General features: G+C 67.3%; 23 protein-coding genes and 1 tRNA gene. 11 read left to right on the forward strand and 13 right to left on the reverse strand.

Annotated elements, in window-relative coordinates; genetic code table 11:
• Positions 1 to 99 precede the first annotated feature (99 nt).
• Positions 100 to 1,773: a sensor histidine kinase gene (locus LZD57_RS16085; RefSeq protein WP_233720498.1), complete on the reverse strand. Its 1,674-nt coding sequence runs from the start codon at positions 1,771 to 1,773 to the stop codon at positions 100 to 102.
• Between the two features lie 493 nt (positions 1,774 to 2,266).
• On the opposite strand from LZD57_RS16085, the gene LZD57_RS16090 reads away from it, so the two are divergent.
• From LZD57_RS16090 to LZD57_RS16100, 3 genes are all read left to right on the forward strand, one after another.
• Positions 2,267 to 2,611, forward strand: a complete 345-nt coding sequence (locus LZD57_RS16090) for a cupredoxin domain-containing protein (RefSeq protein ID WP_233720499.1) — start codon at positions 2,267 to 2,269, stop codon at positions 2,609 to 2,611.
• A gap of 5 nt (positions 2,612 to 2,616) precedes the next feature.
• Positions 2,617 to 3,453, forward strand: coding sequence for an FTR1 family iron permease (locus tag LZD57_RS16095; protein WP_233720500.1), 837 nt, complete (start codon positions 2,617 to 2,619; stop codon positions 3,451 to 3,453).
• Between the two features lie 143 nt (positions 3,454 to 3,596).
• Positions 3,597 to 3,672 (forward strand) — tRNA-Trp (locus LZD57_RS16100).
• A gap of 116 nt (positions 3,673 to 3,788) precedes the next feature.
• Here LZD57_RS16100 and LZD57_RS16105 read toward each other — a convergent pair.
• The 10 genes from LZD57_RS16105 to LZD57_RS16150 form a co-directional block, all read right to left on the reverse strand.
• A complete protein-coding gene (locus LZD57_RS16105; RefSeq protein WP_233720501.1) occupies positions 3,789 to 4,205 on the reverse strand; it encodes an ACT domain-containing protein in 417 nt (138 codons plus the stop codon).
• 2 nt (positions 4,206 to 4,207) lie between these two features.
• Positions 4,208 to 5,011: a hypothetical protein gene (locus tag LZD57_RS16110; RefSeq protein ID WP_233720502.1), complete on the reverse strand. Its 804-nt coding sequence runs from the start codon at positions 5,009 to 5,011 to the stop codon at positions 4,208 to 4,210.
• 40 nt (positions 5,012 to 5,051) lie between these two features.
• Positions 5,052 to 5,903, reverse strand: a complete 852-nt coding sequence (locus LZD57_RS16115; RefSeq protein ID WP_420844826.1) for an ABC transporter permease — start codon at positions 5,901 to 5,903, stop codon at positions 5,052 to 5,054.
• Entirely contained in the window at positions 5,900 to 6,697 is a 798-nt protein-coding gene (locus LZD57_RS16120) for an ABC transporter ATP-binding protein (protein ID WP_233720503.1), read from the reverse strand. The genes LZD57_RS16115 and LZD57_RS16120 overlap by 4 nt, the downstream gene beginning before the upstream one ends.
• A 125-nt stretch (positions 6,698 to 6,822) precedes the next feature.
• On the reverse strand, positions 6,823 to 7,461 hold the full coding sequence (locus LZD57_RS16125; protein ID WP_233720504.1) for a cupredoxin domain-containing protein: 639 nt from the start codon (positions 7,459 to 7,461) through the stop codon (positions 6,823 to 6,825).
• Positions 7,462 to 7,515: 54 nt separating this feature from the next.
• Complete coding sequence (locus tag LZD57_RS16130; RefSeq protein WP_233720505.1) at positions 7,516 to 8,490, reverse strand: PQQ-dependent catabolism-associated beta-propeller protein; 975 nt, start codon at positions 8,488 to 8,490, stop codon at positions 7,516 to 7,518.
• A gap of 73 nt (positions 8,491 to 8,563) precedes the next feature.
• Complete coding sequence (locus LZD57_RS16135; RefSeq protein ID WP_233720506.1) at positions 8,564 to 8,839, reverse strand: hypothetical protein; 276 nt, start codon at positions 8,837 to 8,839, stop codon at positions 8,564 to 8,566.
• Positions 8,840 to 8,964: 125 nt separating this feature from the next.
• Positions 8,965 to 9,618: a response regulator transcription factor gene (locus tag LZD57_RS16140; protein WP_233720507.1), complete on the reverse strand. Its 654-nt coding sequence runs from the start codon at positions 9,616 to 9,618 to the stop codon at positions 8,965 to 8,967.
• A complete protein-coding gene (locus LZD57_RS16145) occupies positions 9,615 to 11,069 on the reverse strand; it encodes a sensor histidine kinase (protein ID WP_233720508.1) in 1,455 nt (484 codons plus the stop codon). The genes LZD57_RS16140 and LZD57_RS16145 overlap by 4 nt, the downstream gene beginning before the upstream one ends.
• Before the next feature lie 86 nt (positions 11,070 to 11,155).
• Positions 11,156 to 12,442 carry an ABC transporter substrate-binding protein gene (locus LZD57_RS16150; RefSeq protein ID WP_233720509.1) on the reverse strand — a complete coding sequence of 429 codons (1,287 nt, stop codon included), beginning with the start codon at positions 12,440 to 12,442 and terminating at the stop codon, positions 11,156 to 11,158.
• A 212-nt stretch (positions 12,443 to 12,654) separates the two neighbouring features.
• On the opposite strand from LZD57_RS16150, the gene LZD57_RS16155 reads away from it, so the two are divergent.
• From LZD57_RS16155 to LZD57_RS16175, 5 genes are all read left to right on the forward strand, one after another.
• The gene (locus LZD57_RS16155) at positions 12,655 to 13,116 is read left to right on the forward strand and encodes a DUF3280 domain-containing protein (protein ID WP_233720535.1); all 462 of its coding nucleotides are present in this window, start codon (positions 12,655 to 12,657) and stop codon (positions 13,114 to 13,116) included.
• Positions 13,113 to 14,228 (forward strand): (5-formylfuran-3-yl)methyl phosphate synthase, encoded by a 1,116-nt coding sequence (locus tag LZD57_RS16160; RefSeq protein ID WP_233720510.1) that lies wholly within the window; start codon positions 13,113 to 13,115, stop codon positions 14,226 to 14,228. Before LZD57_RS16155 ends, LZD57_RS16160 begins: the two co-directional genes overlap by 4 nt.
• A gap of 331 nt (positions 14,229 to 14,559) precedes the next feature.
• Positions 14,560 to 15,207 carry an amino acid kinase family protein gene (locus LZD57_RS16165; protein WP_233720511.1) on the forward strand — a complete coding sequence of 216 codons (648 nt, stop codon included), beginning with the start codon at positions 14,560 to 14,562 and terminating at the stop codon, positions 15,205 to 15,207.
• A gap of 111 nt (positions 15,208 to 15,318) precedes the next feature.
• Positions 15,319 to 16,767 (forward strand): DUF6513 domain-containing protein, encoded by a 1,449-nt coding sequence (locus LZD57_RS16170; RefSeq protein WP_233720512.1) that lies wholly within the window; start codon positions 15,319 to 15,321, stop codon positions 16,765 to 16,767.
• Between the two features lie 3 nt (positions 16,768 to 16,770).
• Positions 16,771 to 17,346 (forward strand): DUF447 domain-containing protein, encoded by a 576-nt coding sequence (locus LZD57_RS16175; protein WP_233720513.1) that lies wholly within the window; start codon positions 16,771 to 16,773, stop codon positions 17,344 to 17,346.
• An 18-nt stretch (positions 17,347 to 17,364) separates the two neighbouring features.
• Here LZD57_RS16175 and LZD57_RS16180 read toward each other — a convergent pair whose 3' ends face one another.
• Both LZD57_RS16180 and LZD57_RS16185 read right to left on the reverse strand, forming a co-directional pair.
• Entirely contained in the window at positions 17,365 to 17,793 is a 429-nt protein-coding gene (locus LZD57_RS16180; protein ID WP_233720514.1) for a type II toxin-antitoxin system HicB family antitoxin, read from the reverse strand.
• Positions 17,794 to 17,833: 40 nt separating this feature from the next.
• Positions 17,834 to 18,025, reverse strand: coding sequence for a hypothetical protein (locus LZD57_RS16185; RefSeq protein WP_233720515.1), 192 nt, complete (start codon positions 18,023 to 18,025; stop codon positions 17,834 to 17,836).
• Positions 18,026 to 18,653: 628 nt separating this feature from the next.
• On the opposite strand from LZD57_RS16185, the gene LZD57_RS16190 reads away from it, so the two are divergent.
• From LZD57_RS16190 to LZD57_RS16200, 3 genes are read left to right on the forward strand one after another with little or no spacing between them, the layout of a single operon-like run.
• Positions 18,654 to 19,163, forward strand: coding sequence for a 2Fe-2S iron-sulfur cluster-binding protein (locus tag LZD57_RS16190; RefSeq protein WP_233720516.1), 510 nt, complete (start codon positions 18,654 to 18,656; stop codon positions 19,161 to 19,163).
• Positions 19,160 to 20,131: an FAD binding domain-containing protein gene (locus LZD57_RS16195; RefSeq protein WP_233720517.1), complete on the forward strand. Its 972-nt coding sequence runs from the start codon at positions 19,160 to 19,162 to the stop codon at positions 20,129 to 20,131. Before LZD57_RS16190 ends, LZD57_RS16195 begins: the two co-directional genes overlap by 4 nt.
• Positions 20,131 to 22,362 (forward strand): xanthine dehydrogenase family protein molybdopterin-binding subunit, encoded by a 2,232-nt coding sequence (locus LZD57_RS16200; protein ID WP_233720518.1) that lies wholly within the window; start codon positions 20,131 to 20,133, stop codon positions 22,360 to 22,362. Before LZD57_RS16195 ends, LZD57_RS16200 begins: the two co-directional genes overlap by 1 nt.
• Positions 22,363 to 22,426: the final 64 nt, after the last annotated feature.

Below are 22,426 nucleotides of genomic sequence, written 5' to 3' on the forward strand. Positions count from 1 at the left end.
CCGGACGGCATTCGCAACGGGGCGCCGCGTGGGTCCGATCGCAGGCTACTGCCTTGCCGTGAAGAGCGGGTGAACGACTGGCGAGGATGCGGAGAGAGCTCAGTCGCCGCCGTCGCCGGCAATCCCGCTTTCCCCCGACTCCTGCTGCGGCACGACGGCGTCGAGAGGAGCCGTGAGAACCCAGACGATGCCGGTCGTCGCATAGTCCATGTCCACGGAGCCGCCGAGACCGCGTGCGGTCATCTTCTGGGTGACCAGCGTTCCGAAGCCCGAGTGCCGCGGCTTCGTCACCGGCGGGCCGCCGCTCTCGCGCCAGGACAGGGTGAGATTCTCGCCGCAGGTCCAGGTGATGGCGACCTTGCCGTCCGGCGTGGAGAGAGCGCCGTATTTTGCGGCATTGGTGGCGAGCTCGTGCAAGGCGAGGCCGACCGTCTGCGCCGCCGTGGCATTCAGGGAGAGGGCCGGACCGTCGTGAACGATCTGGTGGCTGCCGGAATTGAAGGCCTGCAACTGCGTTGCGACGAGTTCCGCCATCGAGACGCTGTGCCAGCCACCGGAAGAAAGCAGGTCGGCGGAGCGGGCCAGCGAGTTGAGCGCTTCGGACAGCGTCGCCAGGAACTGCGTCGTGTCGGCGCTCTCGTTGGCGGCTCTGCGGGCGATCGCGGCGATCAGCGCATACTGGTTCTTGGCGCGGTGGCTCATCTCGCGCATCAGGAAACGGTTCTGCTCTTCCGCCTCGCGACGCTCCCGCGAGGCCTGGGCCAGCACCTTCGAGACCTGGGCGAGCTCGGCGATGTCGGTCGAGATCATCGTCGCCGGGTCGCCGCGACCGATCTTTCCGGCCTGCTGGGAAAGTTTCAGGATCGGGTCGGCGAGACGGCGGCCGAAGGTGATCCCGAGCGCGACGGAGAAGGCGAGAAGCAACGCGCCGACCCCGACGAGGAGCAGCCACGAGCGCATCACCGGCCGGCCGATGACGGCGCTCGGAACCGCCACCGTGGTCGTCCAGCCGGACAGGTTGGAAACCGTCGAGGCCTCGATCAGATCGGTCCCCATGCCGGCATTGCCGATGGCCTCGATGATCGAGGGATTGTCGTAGGAGATCTGGCGCGCGCGCATCCGCCCGTCGCTGGTCACCGCGGCGAAGACCCGCTTGCCGGCGGTGTCCTTGATGATCGCCGACCAGCGGCTCGGCAGGTTGCGGTCGGCGATCACCGCCTCGAACGACGTCGTCGCCTTGGAAAGGACCAGAACGTAGCCGACGCCCTCCTCGAGTCTGACGGGCAGGGCGACCTGATAGACGAATTCGCCGCGCTTCTCGCGAAAGCTGACACCCGAGACGGCCGGCTGGTGGGTGTCCAGAACGTTGCGCGCGAGGGCCTCGTCGGCGAAACGCTCGCCGGAGGGAGGGAAGCCCTCCTGCGTCTCGACCCGGACCCTCATGTCGCGATCGACGAGTTCGGCGGTGGTGAAGGTCCCCGCCAGCGCCGCTGCGGTGCGCTCGTGAAACTGCGCCAATCGGCCGTCGACGAGCGTGGGCGAGGCGGCCAGCACCCGGCCCGAGGTGAGCAGGCCGTAGATCTCCCGGTCGATGGCGTTCGAGACGATCTCGGCCGTGTCGTTGACCTGCGCCGCCGCGATCTCCTGCTGCTGCTGCGAGAACTGGACGATCAGATAGGCGCTGAACAACAGCGCCGGCACGAGCACCATCAGCCCGAAAGCGATGAGATGGACGAGAAGGGTCGGGCGGCGCCACAGCCGCCAGAGGGCCATTCTCCGGCCTCTGGCAGCAGGCATGGAGCGGCGCTGCCGCTGGCCGCCGGCCTCCCCATCTGATCGCGCTTGAACGCTCACCGCCGCCTTTCCCGAACACGCGGGGGCTCTCGAAATCGCGAGCCACCGCGCCGGACGAATATCCCCGTTCGTCGTGTATCTTAAGCGAGATGGCCGAAATTTACCACAAGTGTGCCGGCCTTCTTGCAGGACGACCGCTGCGTCGGCTCGATGCTCCGTTCAGGGTGCTCACATGCGTTTCCGTCCGCGAACGGCATCGTCCTCCAGGACGCGATTCCTCGCCGTCGCCGGACCGCCGCCGACGACGCGGTCCCGGCAATCCCGGTCGGGCGCGAAACATGACGAAGATTTAATCTGAGCGGAAGTGTCAGCATTGCCGGGCGGGTGTAACTCTTCGCCCGAAAATCGCGGGTCGATCCTCCCGGCTCGCTCGACCTCGCCGGCTTCCGGCAACAGCAATCAGGATCTCGCCATGGCTTCGCTCTTCCCGGCCACCCTCCTCGGTGCCGCCTGTTTCGCCGCGCTTGCGGTCTCGCCGGCTCCGGCGGCCGACGTTCCGACCTTCGAAATGACGCTGAAGGACCACGTCTTCACGCCGTCCGAGATCGAGGTGCCCGCCAATCAGCGCTTCCAGATCGAGCTGACCAACGCGGACGCGACGCCCGACGAATTCGATTCGCACGATCTGCGGGTCGAGAAGGTCGTCGGCGGCGGCCAGACCGGAATCATCCGCATCCAGCCGCTGGTTCCCGGCCGCTACATGTTCATGGGCGAGTATCACGCCGCGACGGCGCGCGGCGTCGTGACGGCGAAGTAGGCGCCATGCTCGCGTCCTTCGTCATCGTCTTTCGCGAGGTCATCGAGGCGGGGCTCGTCGTCGGCGTGGTGCTGGCCGCGACGCGCGGCCTCGCCCATCGCGGCGCCTATGTCGCCGGCGGCGTCTTCGCCGGCTTTCTCGGCGCCTGCCTCGTCGCGGCCTTCGCCGGCGCGATCGCCGATCTGTTCCAGGGATCCGGTCAGGAAGCGCTCAATGCGACCGTCCTTCTGATCGCCGTCGTCATGCTGGTCTGGCACAATGCCTGGATGGCGAGCCACGGACGCGAACTGGCGCGCTCGCTCAGGACCGTCGGCGAAGAGGTGAGGGCCGGCCATCGATCGCTGATGGCGCTCGCCATCGTCTGCGCCGTCGCCGTGCTGCGCGAAGGCTCGGAGGTGGTGCTGTTTCTCTACGGCGTCGCCGCGGCGGGCCAGACGACGGCAGGCGGCATCATGGTCGGCGGGCTGCTCGGCATCGCCGGCGGCGCGGTGATCTCGGCGCTTCTCTATCTCGGCCTCATCGCCATCCCGCTGCGCCATCTCTTCGGCGTCCTCTCCGCGCTGATCACGCTGCTGGCGGCAGGTCTAGCGGCGCAGGCGATGCGCTTTCTGGCGCAGGGCGGCTGGCTGAACGAATGGGTGACGCCGCTCTGGGACACGAGTTCGGTGCTGTCGGAAGAGAGCCTCCTCGGCCGTGTCGCCCACATCCTCGTCGGCTATGCCTCGCAGCCCTCGGCGAGCGAACTCGCCGCCTATCTGGCGGTGATCGCCGTCATGCTCGTCGTCCGCCGCTTCGCCGGCCAGGAGGGCGGCCATCGGGGCCGGATGCGGGCGTCGGCCTGAGGCCCGCATGATTGCAGGGGCGGAGCGTGCGCACCCGACCGGCCCCGCAAACGCTTCCACGCGACCGTCGGACCGGCCCTCGCAGATCGCGGAAGATTGCTGTTGCATCCGGCCCGCCGAGGCTTTATTTCCAGCCCGGTCGTAGGGGTATAGCTCAGTTGGTAGAGCGGCGGTCTCCAAAACCGCAGGTCACAGGTTCGAGCCCTGTTGCCCCTGCCATTCTTCCCGGACCACATTTCTTTCCAGGCCACGTCGGCCGCCCGACCGCCGGGATTCGGACGGTCGTGCCTCCGCGCGGCCCATGCCGCGGCGCGGGCCGAGGAGCGTTCGTTCGCTCAGCCGCCCGGTGCCACGACGTGTCCGGCGGCGGTGAGCGCCTCGGCGGCGCGGCCGGCCTGTTCGGTCTTCACGAACAGATGGTCGGTGTCGAAGGTGGAGACGAGGAGGATGCCGATCCCGGCGTCCGCCAGCGGCTGAAGGACCGCGGCGGCGATGCCGGTCTCGCCGAAGGCGAAGGGGCCGACGAACCGAAAGCCGCTCCAGCCCGGCTCCGAGCGAATGCCGAAAGGCACCCGTTCGGCCTCGCACAGAATCGAGAGTTCCTCCGCCGTCCGCCCGATGGAGACGAAGCCGGGTCCATCGGCCCAGTCGGGAATCGCGGCGTCGGGCGCCAGCCGGCTGATCGCATAGCTGCCGGCCAGGACGCGCAGCGTGACGCTGATGCGGGCTTTCGGCCCGGTTCCGCTCGCCATCGTCACAGCGCCTGTTCCGCCGCGCGGCCGAGGGCGAAGGCGCGCTGCTCGATCAGCGTCGGCACCTCGCAGACATAGCTCAGCGACTGCCGGCGCTCCTGGAAGACGCGGGTGTCCCAGAGCAACTGCTGGCGCGCCTCGTCGAGCGCCGTCGGGTTGGCCGTCGGGTTGTTCTGGGTGGTCGAGAACGCCTTCGTCTCCTCGCGCAGCCGCGCCGCCATCGCCTTCTGCTTGGCGCCGTAGCGCTCGATCCCGCGCATGACCTGGCTTCGCTCGGCGTTGAAGCGATCGAGCATGACCGCGACGAAGGCCTTTGCCTCGTCTTCGCGCTCGGCTTCGGAAAGGCCGGAGAGATAATCCTTCACGGCCTGCTCCGCCTCGGCGAGCGGCAGACGCCGCGCCGTCACCGCGTCGACCAGCCGGTCGATCGCGTCGCCGGCCGTGACGGAGGCGGCATCGGGCAGGGGCGGGCCGGCCCAGATCTGGCCGGCGGAAATCCGCTCCACCCGCCGCTGCATGCAGGGCCAGTCGGTGGTGGCCGCCGCGGGCGCCTTGGCGAAGTCCATCGGGTTTCGGGCATCCCCGCCGCCGGTATCGGCCTTCGGTGCGGCGCTCGGCGCATCGCCGGCCGCAGCCGGCGCGTTGGTCGGTGCGGGGCCGGGCAGGACGAAGTCCTTGGGGATTTCGCGCGGCTGCGCGCCGTCCTGGGCGTTCGCCGGTACAAAGGCGGCGGCGACGGCGAGGACGGCGAGCGACACGCTGCGCAGGGCCTCGGGCAGCCGTCCTAGTTTGGTTTCGGACCTCATCACCTTCCTCCCATTCGATTTCGTTCTGCCGGCTGGCCGGCTATTGCCGCTTGCGGCTGATCAGGCCACGGGCCGGATCGTAGGCGACGATCGCCCCGCCGAGGAACAGCACCGTGCAGCCGAGGACGATCAGGAACGCGTCGACGTTGAACTGTTGATAGAGCGCGAAGCGGATCAGTTCCACCGCATGGGTGAAGGGATTGAACTGGCAGATCCGGTAGAGCAGGGGGCTCGACTCCTGGACCCGCCAGAGCGGATAAAGGGCCGCGGAGGCGAAATACATCGGGAAGATGACGAAGTTCATCACCCCGGCGAAGTTCTCGAGCTGCTGGACGAGCGAGGAGAGCAGCATTCCCATCGCACCGAGCATCAGCCCGGCGAGGAAGATCGCCGGCAAGGCGTAGAGATAGCCCAGCCACTCCGGCTGCACCTCCCAGAACCAGGCGATGGCGAAGAAGACGTAGACCTGGACGACGCCGACGGCGACGCCGGCGAACAGCTTCGAGACCAGCAGGAACCAGCGCGGCAGCGGCGAGACGAGCAGCGTCTTCATCGTCCCGGTCTCGCGGTCGTAGACCATCGACAGGGAGGACTGCATGCCGTTGAAGAGCAGGATCATTCCGACGAGGCCGGGGGCGATGTAGACCTCGTAGAGGATGTAGGTCTGGTAGGGCGCGATGATCGAGACGCCGAGCACCTGGCGGAAGCCCGCGGCGAAGATGAACAGCCAGAGCAGCGGGCGCACCAGCGCCGAGACGAAGCGCTCGCGCTGGTGAACGAAGCGCAACGCCTCGCGCCAGATGATCCCGCCGGCGCAGATCAGATAGGCCGAGAGCGGGAAGCCGCGCGGCGTCGGCGCGGCGCCGGATCGTTGCAGCGTCGCGTCGCTCACCGGCGCACCTCCTCGAGACCTTCCGTCCTGGCGGAGAGACCGGTCAGGCGCGTGAAGGCGTCGCCGATCGACTTCGCCCGTTCCGCCGCGACGACCTCGGGCACCGGACCTTCGGCGCGCACCGTGCCTTGATGCAGGACGACGACGCGGTCGCCGGGGTCGATCTCGTCGATCAGATGCGTCGCCCACAGCACGCTGACGCCTTCCTCCTTCACCAGCCGCCGCACCTCGGCGAGGATCGCCGCGCGTGAGCGGATGTCGAGACCGACGGTCGGCTCGTCGAGCAGGATCAACCGCGGGCGGTGCATGAAGGCGCGGACGATCTCGATGCTGCGAAGCTGCCCGCCGGAAAGGTTGCGGGCCTTTTCCTTGAGACGGCCGCGAAGTTCGGAGGTGGCGAGGATCTCGCCGACCCGCTTCCGTGCCGCGGAGGCCGGCAGGCCGTGCAGCGCCGCGTGATAGATCAGGTTCTGGCTGATCGACAGGTCGAGATCGAGGGTGCGGGCCTGGAACACCACGCCGAGCCGGCGCAATGCCTCGCCCGGCTCGCCATTGAGGTCGAAGCCGAGGATGTGGATGGCGCCGTGGCGGACGTTGAACAGCCGGGTGACCAGCGAGAACAGCGTCGACTTGCCGGCGCCGTTGGGCCCGAGAAGGGCGGTGAAGGAGCCTTGCGGCACGGTGAAGGAGACGTCGTCCAGCGCCTTTCGCTGACCGTAGGAATGGCTGACCCGCTCGACCGAAAGGGCCGGGAGGCCGGGGGCTTCCGAGTGGCTCAGGGTCCCGTCCTGCATTCTTGCATCGCTCTCTTCGGCGCCTTCACCGACATTATAGCGCAACCACCTGATCGGGCTAAGGCTTCAACGGCAGAAGGCCGCGGGGCGACCCGCGGCCTCTGTTCCGTCGCGATGGCCGGCCCTCAGGGCACCACGGTGATCGTGCCCTTCATCTCGTGCTCGTCGTCGAGCCCGCCGACATGCCAGTCGTAGCGCCCGGGACGCACGGTCTGGAACTGCACGGTGATGGTGCCGTGGGCGTCGTATTCGAGCCAGGCGGGGGCGCCCGCCATGTGGATCTCGAGATCGTCGATGACGATCTGGTTCATCCAGACGTTGCGGAAGAAATCCGGCGCGTTGAACTTGTACTCGATGTCGCCTTCCGACTTGATGTCCCAGCGATAGGCCTGGCCGGCGCGGAGATAGAAGTCGGTGTGGTTGACCGTGAAAGGCTTGCCGCCTTCGCCGAGGATCAACGGCGTGACGATCTGCGACGACAGGCTGTTCTTCGGCAGGCCGATCTGGTCGCCGTTCAGGGCGGCGGCCGGCATCATTTCAGAGCCGGGCGGGATCTTCAGCCCCTCGGCGGCCGGCACCATGTCGGCGCCTTGCGTGTCGTCGTCATCGTCGTCGTCGTCGTCGTCGTCGGCCTGTGCCGCGGCAGAAGCCGCCGGCTTGTCGTCGTCGTCATCGTCCTGCTGGGCGAAGGCGGGGCCAGCCGGCGCAAAGGCGATGCCGATGCCGAACAGCGCGGCCATCAAGGCGAGCCATGGTGATTTCATTGCGGTTCCTCCCGGTGATTGTCGTCGATTTCGCGCGAGAACGGCCCCCCGCGATCATTCCGGCGTGACGGCGACGCCCCATGGCTGCTGGCCGACCTGGACGGACTTCACGGCACGGTCGGACGCGACGTCGATGATCGTGACGTCGTTCGACAGGCCGTTGGTGGTGAAGAGATATTTCTGGTCCGGCGAGAAGGCGAGCTGCCAGACCCTCTGGCCGACGAGGAGATAGTCCGCCACCTCGTAAGTATCGGTATCGACGACGGCGACGCGATTGGCCGGTCCGAGCGCGATGTAGGCCTTGGTTCCGTCGTCGGTGACGCGGATGCCGACCGGCTGGATCGCCTCGGAGCGGATGCCCGGGATCTCGAAGGAGATCTTGTGCTTGATCTCCTTGGTCGCGGCGTCGATCACCGAGACCGTCCCGCCGATCTCCGCGGAGACCCAGATCTCGCTCCCATCCTTCTTGTACTGGGCGAAGCGTGGCCGCGAGTCGACCAGGACGTTGGCGGTGATCTGCTGGCTGTCGCGATCGATGAAGTGGGCCATGTTCGTCGTTTCCGACGTATTGACGATCGTCTGCCCGTCCGGCGACACGCCCATGCCCTCCGGCTCGACGCCCACCGGGATCTCGGCGAGGCGCGCGCCGCTCTTCAGATCGATGACGGTGACGAGATTGTCGTCCTCGTTGGCGGCGTAGAGCTGGTCACCGCTGGGCGAAACGACGAGAAGTTCGGGATCGGGGCCCGAGGGCAACGTCCGGACGAAGGCATGCGTCTCGGTGTCGAATTCCTTGATGATGTCGTCGTCGCTGGTGCAGACGTAGAGCGAAGTCCCGTCCGGGCTGACGGCGATGCCGCGCGGGCGCTGGCCGACCTTGAAGGTGTCGACGACGGAAAAGTCCTTCTCCGAATCGAGCACCGTGACGTCGTTGCCCTTCTCGTTCGACACGAAGACTTTGTATGCGTAGGCGGGGCTAGCCGACAGCGCGAGCGTCGCGGCGAGAGCCGCAAGTGACAGTCGTCTCAATCATTCCTCCCATCAGCCGCAGCAGACCGCGAATTTCGGCCCTGCTCGTCCACGCAGGATGCGCGACGGCGCGTCATTCGTCGATCGACATCACGATGATCTTGTACTGGCCGTTCAGCTTGATGTCGTACTGGCCGATTTCGCAGGTCGCGTCGTCGATCTCGAAGAGGTCGTCGCTCTCCTTCTCGACCGAGGGCGCGGTGCAGCCGATTTTGGAGAGCGTCTCGGCGACCTTCGAGACCTCCTCCGGGGAGGCCATCTCCTCGACCGTTTCCGATTCCTGCGCCAGCGCGGCGCCGGCGGCGAAGAGGAATGCGCAAGCAAATCCGATGCGTGCGATCGTCGGCATGGCGAGCCTCCCGTCTCGTTCGTCGGTGCCCGACGTTCCCCGCAACTCGCCTTTGGGAGAGACGGGCCGCGGAGAACGCCAGCAATCGAATTGCTAGCTTACGAGATTGCCGTCCGGCAACGGGACTACTTCCCGGATTGCGGCCGCTCGCCGCGCTCGAGCATGCGACCGCCCTTGGTTTCGAGCGCGAAGCGGACGAGATCCGAGGTGCGTTCGACGCCGAGCTTCTCCTTCATCCGCGTCGAGGTGTTGGCGACGGTCTTGTAGGCGACGCCGAGGCCCTCGGCGATTTCCGACAGGCTCTTGCCGTCGCCGAGCATGTGCAGGATCTGCAGTTCCCGGCGGGTCAGGTCCGACACCCCCGTTTCGCGGCTCGCATGCTCCTTCATCAGCGCGGCGGTTTCCGAATCGACGTAGGTCTCGCCGGCCATCGCCCGTTCGAGCGCGACGAGAAGTTCGTCGGACGGGGCGCTCTTCGACACGTAGCCGAGCGCGCCCTCGCGCCGCGCCGAGACGGCATAGACGACGTCGGAATACATCGAGAAGATCACCACCTTGGCCTTCGGATCGTCGGCCCGCAGCCTGCGCAGGACGTCGAGGCCCGAGCCGTTCTTCAGGTTGATGTCGAGGATGGTCACGTCGGGACGCATCTTCCGGAACTCGCCGAGCGCCTCGGAGGGCGTCTCGGCCTCTTCGATCGCGGTGATGGCCGTGCCTTCGACGAGCCGGCGGATGCCGTCCCGCACCACCTTGTGGTCGTCGACGATCAGAAGCTTCATTGCTCGTCCTTCGCATATGCCATGGCGGCCGAGGCGGCCGCGTCGTCGAGACCGATCCGGGGGAGGGTCTCTTCCTGTCGTCGCGGGCTGCGTCCGGCCAGCGGAACTGTGCCGCGCACCCGCACCCCCTTCGGGACGTGGACCTCCTCCGCCCGCATCCGGCCGCCGGCCGCCTCGATCCGTTCGCTCATGCCGACGAGGCCGAATCCGCCGCCGGGCTGGCGAGGCCCGGCAAAGCCGCCGCCGTCGTCGGTGACGGAAAAGTCCAGCGCGCCGGGGTGTTCCTCGATGCGGACGAAAATGGTGGCGGGCCTCGCGTGGCGCAGCGCGTTGGTCACCGCTTCGCGCACCGCACGATAGATCAGCGTCTCGATCGTCGCGCCGAAATCGCCCTCGGGCACGTCGAGAACGACGTCGACGCCCGGATGCCGCGACTGGAGGTCGGCGACCATTTCCTCGATCGCGCCCTTCAGGCCGAGCCCCGAGGTCGCACCCGGCCGCAGATTGCCGAGGATGCGCTTCAGCTCCTTGCGGGCCGCGTGGGCCGCCGAGACGATGGCGTCGGCGCGGTCGGCGATGGCCGCATAGTCCGGCGTTTGTGTCCGCGCGACCCGCCGGATGCCGGAGGCGTCGACGTCGATGGCAAAGAGCAGCGGGCCGACGTCGTCATGGAGGTCGCGGGCAAGCTCTGCGCGTTCCTCGTCCTCGAGATGGAGGAGCCGGTCGGAGAGGTTCCGGTTGCGGCTGGAGATCACGGCGAGCCTGTCGGTCATGGCGTTCAGGCCCTCGGCGAGTTCCTGCATCTCCGGCGGGCCGTCCGGCTCCACCTTCGCCGAATAGTCGCCGCCGCCGATGCGCACGAAGGCCTCGTGGATCGCGCCGAGCGGCCTGAGCGCCCGGTCGGCGACGACCCAGATCGCGCCGAAGGCGATCGCCAGGAAGAGAACGAGCAGGCCCAGCGCGGTCAGAAGATCGAACCAGGCGTCGGCCAGCTCGTTTCGCGGATCGACGATGATCGCCGCCGAGGTGATCGGCGCGGAGACGGTCGTCAGCGGCATCACCGTGACGGTGGGATCGGGCGCGAGCAGCGCGACGAACCAGTCGGGCAGGGCGGAAAAGCCCTTCGCCATCACCGACTGGTCGCGAATGACCCCGACGGAATCGATCAGCACGATCTTGACCCGTCGGTCGCCGTTGAAGGTGCGCACGAAGCCGGCGAGCTTGCCCTGGACGTCGCGGGAGGCGGGCAGTTCGGCGACGAGCTGGGCGACGCGGTTGCTGGCGACGCTGCGCGCCGCCTCGAGCTCGGCACGGATGTTGTCCCGCGCCTGGAAGAAGGTCAGCACGGCGCCGATGACGAGGATCGCGACGAAGGCGCTGGCGAGGGTGGAGGCGAGGCGGGCCTTCAGCGACATCGCGTTGACGTCAATGCGTGGTCGCCATCCGGCCATCGTCCCGTCTCGTCGTCTTCCATCGCCGGATCGGCCCGTTTCGGGCGGGGGATTCTCGGCTCCCCGAACCCCTATGCGACGCCGACCTAATTGTCGAACTTGCAGGTCGATTCCGGCCGGTCGTAGCCGAGCGTGTCGAGTTCCGACACCTGATGCAGGAAGCCTTCCTGCGGCGACGAGGTGACGACCGAATCCTCGGTGCCGAGAAGCACCGGCTGGCGCAGCTGCCAGTCCCAGTCGCGGAAGGTCAGGCGCTGTCCCTTGAAGGCCGCGACGGTGAAGTCCTTGCCGCGGATGAAGGCGTCGATCTTTTCCGGATCGGTCGACTGGGTCCGCGAGGCGGCCTCGCCGATGACGCGGACCGCCGTCCAGGCCTGCATGTCCTTCGATTCCATGCGCCGGCCGGTGGCGTCCTCGAAGCGGTTCTGGATCTGCGCCCCGCCCCACTGCTCGCTCGCCGGATGCCAGGAGCCCGGCACCAGCCCCGCCGTGCCGGCGACCGGCCGCGGAATCCAGGTGCGCCAGGGAATGTAGGTGCCGAACACCTCGCTCTCGTCGGCGACGAGGAGGACGTCGTGGTCCGGCAGGTCCTGCAGAAAGACCGGGATCTGCCGCTGCACCAGCGCCTGGCCGGAATCGGTCGCCCGCGCCCCGCCGGCATCCTCGAAGACCTTTTCGGCGACGATTTTGCCGCCGAACTTCGTGGCGGAACGCTTCAGGGCTTCGGCAAAGAGCCGATCGTCCTCGTGCTCGCCCTCGACGAGCGCCCAGTTCCGCCACTGCTTCCACATCAGATACTGAGCCAGCCCGTCGGTCAGCATCGAGCGCGACGGGGCGGTATGGAACACGTTGTAGCGGCAGTCGTCGTTGCGCAGCCGGTCGTCCTCGGCGCCGGCATTGAGGATGATGGCATTCTTCGCCTTGGCGAGGTCGGCGGCCTTCAGCGTGTCCTCGGCCGACAGGTCGGTGACGATGTAGTGGTCGCCGTCCGCCAGCATCTTTTCGACCACCGGGGCGACGTCGTCGCCGGGTTTCAGCGTCACCACGTCGAGAAGGAATTTCTGGCCCATGAAGGAGCCGGTGGTGTCGTTGTCCTTGATCGCGACATTCGCTCCGGCAAGGCCGATGTCCTCCGGCGGAATGCCGAGGACCGACAGGGCGAGGCTGCGCTCGTAGGTTCTCAGATAGCCGATGCGGACGGTCTCGAGCTTTTTCTGGCCCGGCGAAGCCGCTGCGGGGGCCGCGGCGCCAGCGGCCGGCGCTGCGCTCTCGCCGGTGCCCTGGGCCGCGCTTCCGAGCGTCGCCGCCGAGATCATCAGCGGCGCGAGGACGAGCGGCACAAGCCCGCCTTTCAGGCGATCGAGATCGAACATGATGATTTTCCTCCCGCATGGTCGAAGGTGCCCGGCGATCCTCGCGCCACACCTCGCTCCGCATTGCTCCCCCCGGCCGCCGCGCTATCACTAGACCTCGGGCACCACATTCAGGGAGGAGCCTTATGTCCGCACCCGCCATCTGTCGTGGAGCCGGATTGATCAGGCAAGCGAGATTTTTTCCCGTTGTTCTGCTGGCGCTGGCCGTGGCGATGCCGGCCGCCGCGGCTGAGCGCAAGGTCGCGGTCTTCGGGTTCGAGCTGATCGATTCGAGCCTCGAAGGCTCGATGCTCGGCAAGAACGAAGCCCAGGAAGCGCGGCTGAAGCGGATGGCGCCGATGCTGCGAAAGGACATCGCCGGCCTCGACGGCTACGAGATCGTCGACGTGGCACCGGTCGCCGACAAGGCCGCGGGCGCCAATCTGCAGAGTTGCGGCAACTGCGCCCTGACCTTCGCCGAAGAGGTCGGCGCGGACGTCGCCGTCGTCGGCACCGTCCAGAAGGTCTCCAATCTGATCCTCAACATCAACGCCTATGCCTTCGACCTTTCAAGCGGTAAGGAGATCGCCCGCGGCAGCGCCGACATTCGCTCCAACACGGACGAAAGCTGGGACCGCGGCCTGACATATCTCTTCGAGAACCGCTTGAAGACGCAGCTGGAGGCGGCGCATTGACCAAACTGCTCGCGAGCGTCACCGGTCCGGCAGAGGCCGAAATCGCGCTTTCGGGCGGGGCCGACATCATCGATCTGAAGGACCCGGCAGAAGGCGCACTCGGCGCCGTGACCCCGGAGATTCTCGCCGCGACGATCGACGTCGTGGCGGGCCGCCGGCCGGTCTCGGCCGTCGCCGGGGATCTGCCGATGCAGCCGGACGTCGTCCTTGGCGAAGTCAAGGCGCGGCGTGCGGCCGATTTCGTCAAGGTGGGGCTGTTCCCGGCGTCCCGGGCCGAGCGTCTCTCCGTGATCTCGGCGCTCGCTGAGATCGCCCGCGAAATCCGCCTCGTCGCGGTCTTCTTCGCCGATGGCGACCCGGATTTCACGCTTCTCGGGCCACTGGCCGCGGCCGGCTTTCATGGCGCGATGATCGACACGATCGGCAAGGGCGGCGCCAGCAAGGCCGCCGGCGGGCTCCTGGCGCATCTCACGATTGGCGCTCTCGCCGGCTTCGTTCGCACGGCGAGGGATCTCGGCCTGATGACCGGCCTTGCCGGCTCGCTGGAGGCGCCGGACATTCCCCGTCTTCTCGTCCTTCGGCCGGACTATCTCGGCTTTCGCGGCGCGCTCACCGCCGGGGCGCGGGGCGATGCCCTCGACGAAACGAAGGTGCGGCGCATCGCCGGGCTTCTCGGCGCCGGAGGGACGCCCTTCGAGGCGCAGGACCCGGGCGCGCCGACGGCAGCGGCGCCGACCCCGATCGACGAAGCCGCCCGCGATCGCATCTTCGTTCGCGATCTGGTTCTCGACATGGAAATCGGCGCCTACGGCCACGAGCGCGGCCGGCGGCAGAAGGTGCGCTTTTCCGTCGACGCCCGGATCGCGCGGATCGCCACGACGGCCGACGACATCGCCGAGGTCTATTCCTACGACCTGATCACCGACGCGATCCGGGCCCTCGTCGAGGCAGGCCACACCGATCTCGTCGAGACGCTCGCCCTCGATCTCGCCCGCACGATCCTTTCGGACCGGCGCGTCTTCGAGGTGAGCGTTCGCGTCGAGAAGCTCGAACTGGGGCCAGCCGCGGTCGGAATCGAGATCCGTCGCCGCCGCGCCGATTTTTTCGGCTGAAGGCCGGGGGCCGTCCGTTCCGTCGTTCCTGCGCGCCCGCAGGTCGCCGCGCGGTTCGTTTCGCCGAACCATGCGGGATTTTCGTGGCAGGCATGCGCTGCGCCGTCGGGCAGGCTTCGATCTTGCAAGACGACGCGAGGTGGCGTTCACTTCGATGTCGAAGAGGAGCTTTCGATCTGCGCGCACCGCGTTCTCGGCGGGCTGGACGCAGCGAGCGCGAAAACCACTTGATCTTCAGAGTGCAAGCGGCCCGCAGAGGCCGCGGCATAGGGAGGGGAGGACGCCCTTGCGACGGCCGCCCCGGTACGATCATCGACAAGGGGCAGGCACGATGGGCAATTCCAAGCAGTTACTGGTCGTCAAACTCGGCGGCAGTTCCGCGTCCTCCTCCGATCTCTCCCGCTGGGTGAGGGCGCTGGATCAGGCGAGCATTCCGATGGTGGTCGTGCCGGGCGGGGGGCCTTTCGCCAACACCGTCAGGCGCTATCAGCCGAAACTCGGCTTCGACGATCGCACCGCCCACGAGATGGCCATCCTCGGCATGGAGCAGTTCGGCCTGGCGCTGATCAGCCTGTCGACGCGGATGGTGGGCGCGCGGAACCGGGCGGAGATCGAGGCCGCCATCAAGGCGGGACAGGTCCCGGTCTGGCTGCCCCGGGACGTCGCGCTGAGCGCGCCGGAGATCGCCCGGGACTGGAGCGTCACCTCCGATTCCCTCGCGGCCTGGCTGGCATCCCGTCTGGCAGCCCGGAATCTCTGCCTGATCAAGCAGATCGACGTTCCCGAAGGCGCCGACGTCGAGGCGCTGATCGGCGCGAAGATCGTCGACGACGGCTTTTCGGACTATCTCGGCCCGACGTCCAGCGTGCATGTGGCGGGGCCGGGCGATCTTTCGAGTGCGGGCATCCGCCTTGCCGAGGGCCGGGTGCCCGGCCACGTCCTGCAGCGCCATGCGGCGGGGTTGGCCGCTGCGGTTTAGGTCGTCCGTCGCGGGGAGCCTTTCCCGGGGCCGGCGTTCGGTGCGGATCTCGCGTCCCTCGCCCCGGGGCGCGGCCTTTCCAACGGCCGCCGAATGACCGACATAGCCGTCATGGCAAAACCGCGTCTTCTCTTTCTGACCGGGCATCTCGCCCGCCCGCGCCTCGAGCGGATCCTCTCGGGGCTCGCCGATCCCGACTTTGCCTGGGATATCGCCGACATCGGCGTGAAGGTCGCGGCGCTCGCCACCGGCGACATCATCGAACGGCGGCTGCAAAGGCCCGTGGAGGCGGACCGCGTCGTCCTGCCCGGCCGCTGCCGCGCCGATCTCGATCAGCTGGAAAAAAGCTTCGGCGTTCCCTTCGTGCGGGGGCCGGACGAACTCGCCGACCTGCCGGCCTTTCTCGGGCGGAAGGGCGGCCCGCCCGATCTCTCCCGCCACGCCATGCGGATCTTCGCCGAGATCGTCGACGCGACCGCCCATCCGGTGGAGGCCATTGTCGCGCGGGCGGCGAAAATGCGCGCGGAGGGCGCCGACGTCGTCGATCTCGGCTGTCTGCCGGATACGCCCTTTCCCCATCTGGAGGAGACGATCCATGCGCTGAAGGCGGCCGGCCATCGGGTCAGCGTCGATTCGGCCGATCCCGGCGAACTCTCCCGCGCCACCCGCGCCGGCGCCGACTATCTCCTCAGCCTCACCGAGGAAACGCTCGACATCGCACGGGAGGGCGACGCCGTGCCGGTCCTCGTCCCGGCGGTGCCGCACGATTTCAGCTCCCTCGACCGGGCGATCGAGAAGGCGAAGACGATGGGGATCGACTTCATCGCGGATTCGATCCTCGATCCCATCCATTTCGGCTTCACCGCCTCGCTGGTGCGCTATCACGAGTTGCGCCGGCGCCACCCGGACATCTCGATCCTGATGGGTACCGGCAATCTGACGGAGCTGACCGACGCCGACACCTCGGGCATCACCGCGACGCTGCTCGGCATCTGTTCGGAACTCGCCATCGACAATCTCCTGATCGTCCATGTCAGCCCGCACACCCGCGCGACCATCGCCGAGCACGATGCCGCGCGGCGCATGCTCTTTGCGGCGAAGGCGGACAACTCTCTGCCTCGCGGCTACTCGAATGCGCTGCTGCAGGTCCATGACGTCAAGCCCTTCGCCGTGACGCCCGAAGAACTCGCCGAGATGGCGGCGACGATCAAGGATCGGAACTATCGCATCGAGACGGCCGAGGACGGCGTCCATCTCTACAATCGCGACATTCATCAGGTCGCGAGCGACGCCTTCGAGCTTTTCCCGCATATCGAGGTCGATGGCGATACCGGCCACGCCTTCTATCTCGGCGCCGAGCTGCAGAAGGCGGAGATCGCCTGGCGGCTCGGCAAGCGCTATGCCCAGGACGCGCCGCTCGACTTCGGCGTCGGCGCGCCGCGGGACGAGGAGGACCGAACCCGGCTGGAAGAGGCGGGCCATACGCTGAAGGCGAAGAAGAAGACGCCGCACAAGACCGGCACCGCGCCGGCGGACGACGAAACCGGCGAGGAGAGTTGAACGGTGCCCTATATTCGCGAGACGATCCTGACCACCATCTCCGAAGCCGGCGACGTCCACATCGCGCCGCTCGGGATCATCCAGGAAGGCGACGGGTGGGTGATCGCGCCCTTTCGGCCCTCGACGACCCTTGCCAACATCGAGGCGAACGGCCTTGCCGTCGTCAACTACACCGACGACGCGAAGATCTTCGCCGGCTGTCTCACCGGCCGCAAGACCTGGCCGCTCGCGCCGATCGGCGGCTGCCCCGTGCCGAGGCTGGAAGCGGCGCTCGCCCACGACGTTCTCAAGGTCGAGCGCGTCACCGAGGACGACACCCGGCCCCGGCATTTCTGCAAGGTCGTCTCTTCCGGTCAGCACCGTCCCTTCACCGGCATGAACCGCGCCAAGGCGGCGGTGCTGGAGGCGGCGATCCTGGTCAGCCGGCTGAAGATGCTGCCGGCCGAGAAGATCGAGAGCGAGATCGCCTATCTGAAGATCGCCATCGACAAAACCGCCGGCCCGGACGAGGAGACGGCGTTCTACTGGCTGCTCGAAAAGGTCATCGAGCATCTGGCGGAGGTGGAGCGGGCGGGCTGAGCGGGTGCGCCCCGAGAATTACGCCGCGACCACCGCGACGGAGGCCCGCTTGCCGAGGGCACGGAGCGCGAGTTCGAGTGTGCGGATCTTGGTCGGGTGATCAGGATTCAGGATGCGACGGGCTTCGCTTTCCACCACGCCGAGCCGCTCTGCCAACTCCGTCTGGCGCAGGCCGGACGCCCTGAAGCTCTCGACCACAGCGAGCTTGAGAGCGTCGGCAGCCGTTACTTCGATCGGCACGAGTTCCACTCCTCTGCCGCTTGCCGGCGGCAGGTCATGCCCGGTCCCAAGGTAGTGCCGCAGCGCGAAGCCGAGAGCTTCCGACGCGTTCGCCAATGCCTCGTCGCGACTCGCGCCCTCCGTGATCGCCTCCGGAACGTCCGGAAACGTGACGAGCAGGCCGCCGGCACCATTGTCTTCCAGCTTCGCATTGTAGATGTAGTTCATCGATCCACTCCCTCGAAACCCGCTAACGATCACACCGGTCCTAGACGCCCAACTGCTTCTTGATGGCGCGGACATAGAGGTTCGACAGTTCTCCGGACTTGATGATCGTGGCGCGGTCACCAAGAACGATCTTGTAATGCGAGCCCTTCCCTTCGTTCTTGATCACGGCGAAGGTGACACCCAGATCCTTGGCGGATTGCCGGAGTTCTCTGATCAAGGCTTCACGCTTCATCGGAGGTCTCCTGCCCGCTCCCGTATAAATCGCGCATTTTTGCGCGTCTCTCAACATGCGCTGGTGAGACGTGGTGGCCTGCGTGGGAAACGGCTTCATTTTCCCCGACAAGGAGAATACCCATCGCGTTGAAGACACCGTCCACCAACACCGGGAAGGGGACTGCGTCTCGCTGTCACGGGACCGTGCATGAACCTGTTGCCGGCAATGGCGGGGGCGAACTCCCGGACAGCGCCCGGCGGACGGGGTGCGACGCGCGATTCGGAGATAGACTTCGCGAACTGGCGGCAGGTCTTGATTTCAACGACGGGGACGTTTTCGAACGCGATCGCTCTGGCATCGAGTGCGTCGCTTTCGAATGACAATTCCTGCGAATGTCCCATAGAAAACGATACGGCGACCGCGGAACCGTGCGCTGGATCGAAGCGGTTTTTCATCACGCTTTCGCGACAATACGCCCTCGGTTCGCCCAGCGATTGGTCGAGGCCACCCGCGGCTATCGAACACTTCGTCACCGCAAGAAACCATCGCGCCCGACGCCCGTTAACGAACGGATTTCGAACCGTTCCAAACTGGGCGTGGCTAAGCATCGCGCCCGACGGACGCCAACGAAGGGCAACCCAACGCGATGAAGTTGAAGATCAACGGAACCGAGCACGAGCTCGACGTCGACATGCGGACCTCGCTGCTCGACGCCTGCCGTGACCATCTCGGCCTCACCGGCTCGAAGAAGGGCTGCGACCACGGCCAGTGCGGCGCCTGCACCATGCTCGTCAACGGCCGCCGCATAAACTCCTGCCTGACCCTCGCGGTGATGCACGAGGGCGACGAGATCACCACCATCGAGGGCCTCGGGGCGCCGGGCAGCCTCCATCCGATGCAGGAGGCCTTCCTTCATCACGACGGGTTCCAGTGCGGCTACTGCACGCCGGGCCAGATCGTTTCCGCCGTCGGCATGCTCGGTGAGGTTTCCGACGGCTGGCCGAGCCATGCGACCGCCGACGTCAAGGACGGTGCTTCCCTCAGCCTCGACGAGATCCGCGAGCGCATGAGCGGCAATCTCTGCCGCTGCTCGGCCTATCCGAACATCGTCGATGCCATCGAGACCGCCAGCGCCAAGATGAAGGAGACCGCATGAGACCGTTCGATTACGCCCGGGCCGGTGACGTCTCCGAGGCCGGCCGGCTCGCCGGTCGCTTCATCGCCGGTGGCACCAATCTCCTCGACCTGATGAAGCTCGAGGTCGAGACGCCGGAAAAACTCGTCGACATCACCCGGCTGCCTCTGCGCGACATCGCGGAGACCGCGGATGGCGGCCTTCGCATCGGCGCGCTGGTGACGAATTCCGACCTCGCCGCCGAACCCCGCATCCGTCGGGACTACGAGGTCCTGTCCCGGGCGCTGCTCGCCGGCGCGTCGGGCCAGCTCCGCAACAAGGCGACCACCGGCGGCAACCTCCTGCAGCGTACCCGCTGCAACTACTTCTACGAGACCTCCCAGCCCTGCAACAAACGCGAACCGGGCTCGGGCTGCGGCGCGATCGGTGGCTTCAATCGCATCCATGCGATTCTCGGGACATCCGACAAGTGCATCGCGACCCATCCATCCGACATGGCCGTCGCCATGCGCCTCTTGGAGGCCGTGGTCGAGACGCAGAAGGCGGACGGATCCACCCGCGAGATCCCCGTCGGCGAGTTCTACCGCCTGCCGGGCGAGACACCGCAGATCGAGACGGTGCTTGACGAGGGCGAACTGATCACCGCCGTGCGCCTGCCGAAGCCGCTTGCGGGCGAACATCGCTACCGCAAGGTGCGCGACCGCGCCTCCTACGCCTTCGCACTCGTCTCCGTCGCAGCCGTCGTCGGCATGGAGGCCGGCAAGATCGCCGAGGCGCGGTTGGCTTTTGGCGGGCTCGCTCACATGCCGTGGCGAGACGCGGCCGTCGAAGATGCACTGATCGGGCAGGTGCCGTCGATGGCCGTGTTCGACAAGGCCGCCGACATCCTCCTCGCCGAGGCCAAGGGCCAGGGCGAGAACGACTTCAAGATCCCGCTCGCCCGGCGCACGCTGAAAGCGGTGCTGGCCGACGCGACCAAGGGAGCCTGATGATGAACGAACACGTGATGAACGAGCCGGTCGGCGAGACGCGCCTCGATCGGAACACCCAAGGTGTGATCGGCAAGGGCGTCGATCGCTACGAGGGGAGGCTGAAGGTCTCCGGCAAGGCGCCCTACGCCTACGAGCACCTGATCGGCGAGACGGTCGCCTATGGCTTCGTCGTGCCCGGCCCCGTGGGCCGCGCGAAGGTGAAGTCGATCGACACGGCGAAGGCGATGGCCGTGCCAGGAGTCCTCGCCGTCGTCACCGGCGACGGCATCCTGCGCTCCTCGGCGCAGCCGATGTCGCCGGCCGGCCAGACGATGGACGGCGAGATCTTCCATTACAACCAGCCGATCGCGCTGGTGGTGGCGGAGACGTTCGAGACCGCCCGCCACGCGTCCCACCTCGTCAAGGTCGAATACGAGGAGATGGAGGGGCGCTACGAGATCGAGAGCCGTCGCGGCACGGGGCGCGCCACCGAGGAAGGGCCGATGGCGGCCGACACCAAGCGCGGCGACTTCGAAAAGGCCTTCGCGGCGGCGGAGGTGCAGTTCGACCAGACCTATCGCACGCCGTCCTACCACTCGGCTGCGATGGAGCCGCACACGTCCGTCGCCAAATGGGACGGCGACCAGCTCACCGTGTGGTCGTCCTGCCAGCTGCTCGAGACCAACGTCCAGCAGATCGCCAGCGGCGTCGGCGTCGACGTTTCCAAGGTGCGCCTGCTCAGCCCCTATATCGGCGGCGGCTTCGGCTCGAAGCTCGGTATCGGCCCGGACGCCGTTCTTGCCGCGCTCGGCGCCCGCGAGGCGGGGCGGCCGGTCAAACTGGCCCTGACGCGTCAGAACGTCTTCCAGACGACCTCGCGGCGCGGCGAGACGATCCAGCGGGTGCGCATCGGGGCGACGAAGGAGGGAAAGATCACCTGCTTCGCCCACGAGACGGAGACCACCAATTCGGAAGGCGAGGGCTTCTTCGAGCCCTCCGGCATCTCCAGCGTGTTCCTCTATCCGGGCGCCGACCGTCTGGTGACGCACCGGGTGATCACCTCGGACGTCCTGATGTGTTCGGCCGTCCGCGCACCGGGCGAGGCGACGGGCATGCTGGCCACGGAAAGCGCCATCGACGAGCTTGCCGATCGCCTCGGCATCGATCCGGTCGAGTTCCGCCGGATGAACGAGCCGGACAAGGACCCGCAAGAGGACGTGCCGTTCTCCTCGCGCAAGCTGCTCGAATGCATCGATGTCGGTGCGCAGCGCTTCGGCTGGGCCGACCGGCCGAAGACGCCGGCATCGCGCCGCGAGGGGGAGTGGCTGATCGGCTATGGAATGGCCTCGGCGAGCCGCGCCAATTCGTTGATGCAGTCCTCGGCCGAAATCGAGATGGCGCCGGACGGCCGCGTGACGGTGAAGACGGCGATGACCGACATCGGGACCGGCACCTATACGATCCTCCAGCAGATTGCCGCCGAAATGCTCGGCATGCCGCTGGATCAGGTCGATGTGCTTCTCGGCGACACCTCGCTGCCGGCGTCGTCCGGCTCGGGTGGCTCGTGGGGCGCCAACTCCGCCGGGTCCTCCGTCTACGTCGCGGCGGAGGCGGTGATCGAGGAACTCGCCAAGCGCCTCGGCGTCGAGGCGGACGCCCTGACGCTGAAGGACGGCCAGGCCATTTCCGGCAACCGGCAGATCCCGTTCTCGGAGATCCTCAACGGCGATACGATCAGGGTCGTCGGGACGATCAAGCCCGGAGACACGTCGGACAAGACCAACCAGGCGAGCTACGGCGCCCATTATGCCGAAATCGCGGTCAACGCCACGACCGGCGAGACCCGGGTTCGGCGTCTCCTGACGGTCGGCGCCGCAGGCCGGATCCTCAACGAGAAGACCGCCACCTCCCAGTGCTATGGCGGCCAGATCTGGGGCATCGGCTACGCGCTGGAGGAGGATCTCGTCGTCGACGCGCGCAACGGCCTGATCGTCAATCACGACCTCGCCGAATATCACGTGCCGGTGCATGCGGACGTTCCCAAGCTCGACGTCGTGCTGCTGGAGGAGCGGGACCGGTACGCCAGCCCGCTCGCCGGCAAGGGCATCGGCGAACTCGCCATCGCCGGCGTCGGCGCGGCGATCAACAACGCGATCCACAACGCCACCGGCGCCCGCATCCGCGACTATCCGATCACCATGGACAAGTTGCTGCCGCATCTACCGGAGGAGGTCGGCGCGGCGGCCTGAGCCTGCCGCTCACGCGTCAAACCGGAAAGGGTCGGCGCCTTCGCGCCGACCCTTTCCGTCATTT

It is taken from the genome of Jiella avicenniae (assembly GCF_021390325.1).
Classification (GTDB): Bacteria; Pseudomonadota; Alphaproteobacteria; order Rhizobiales; family Rhizobiaceae; genus Jiella; species Jiella avicenniae.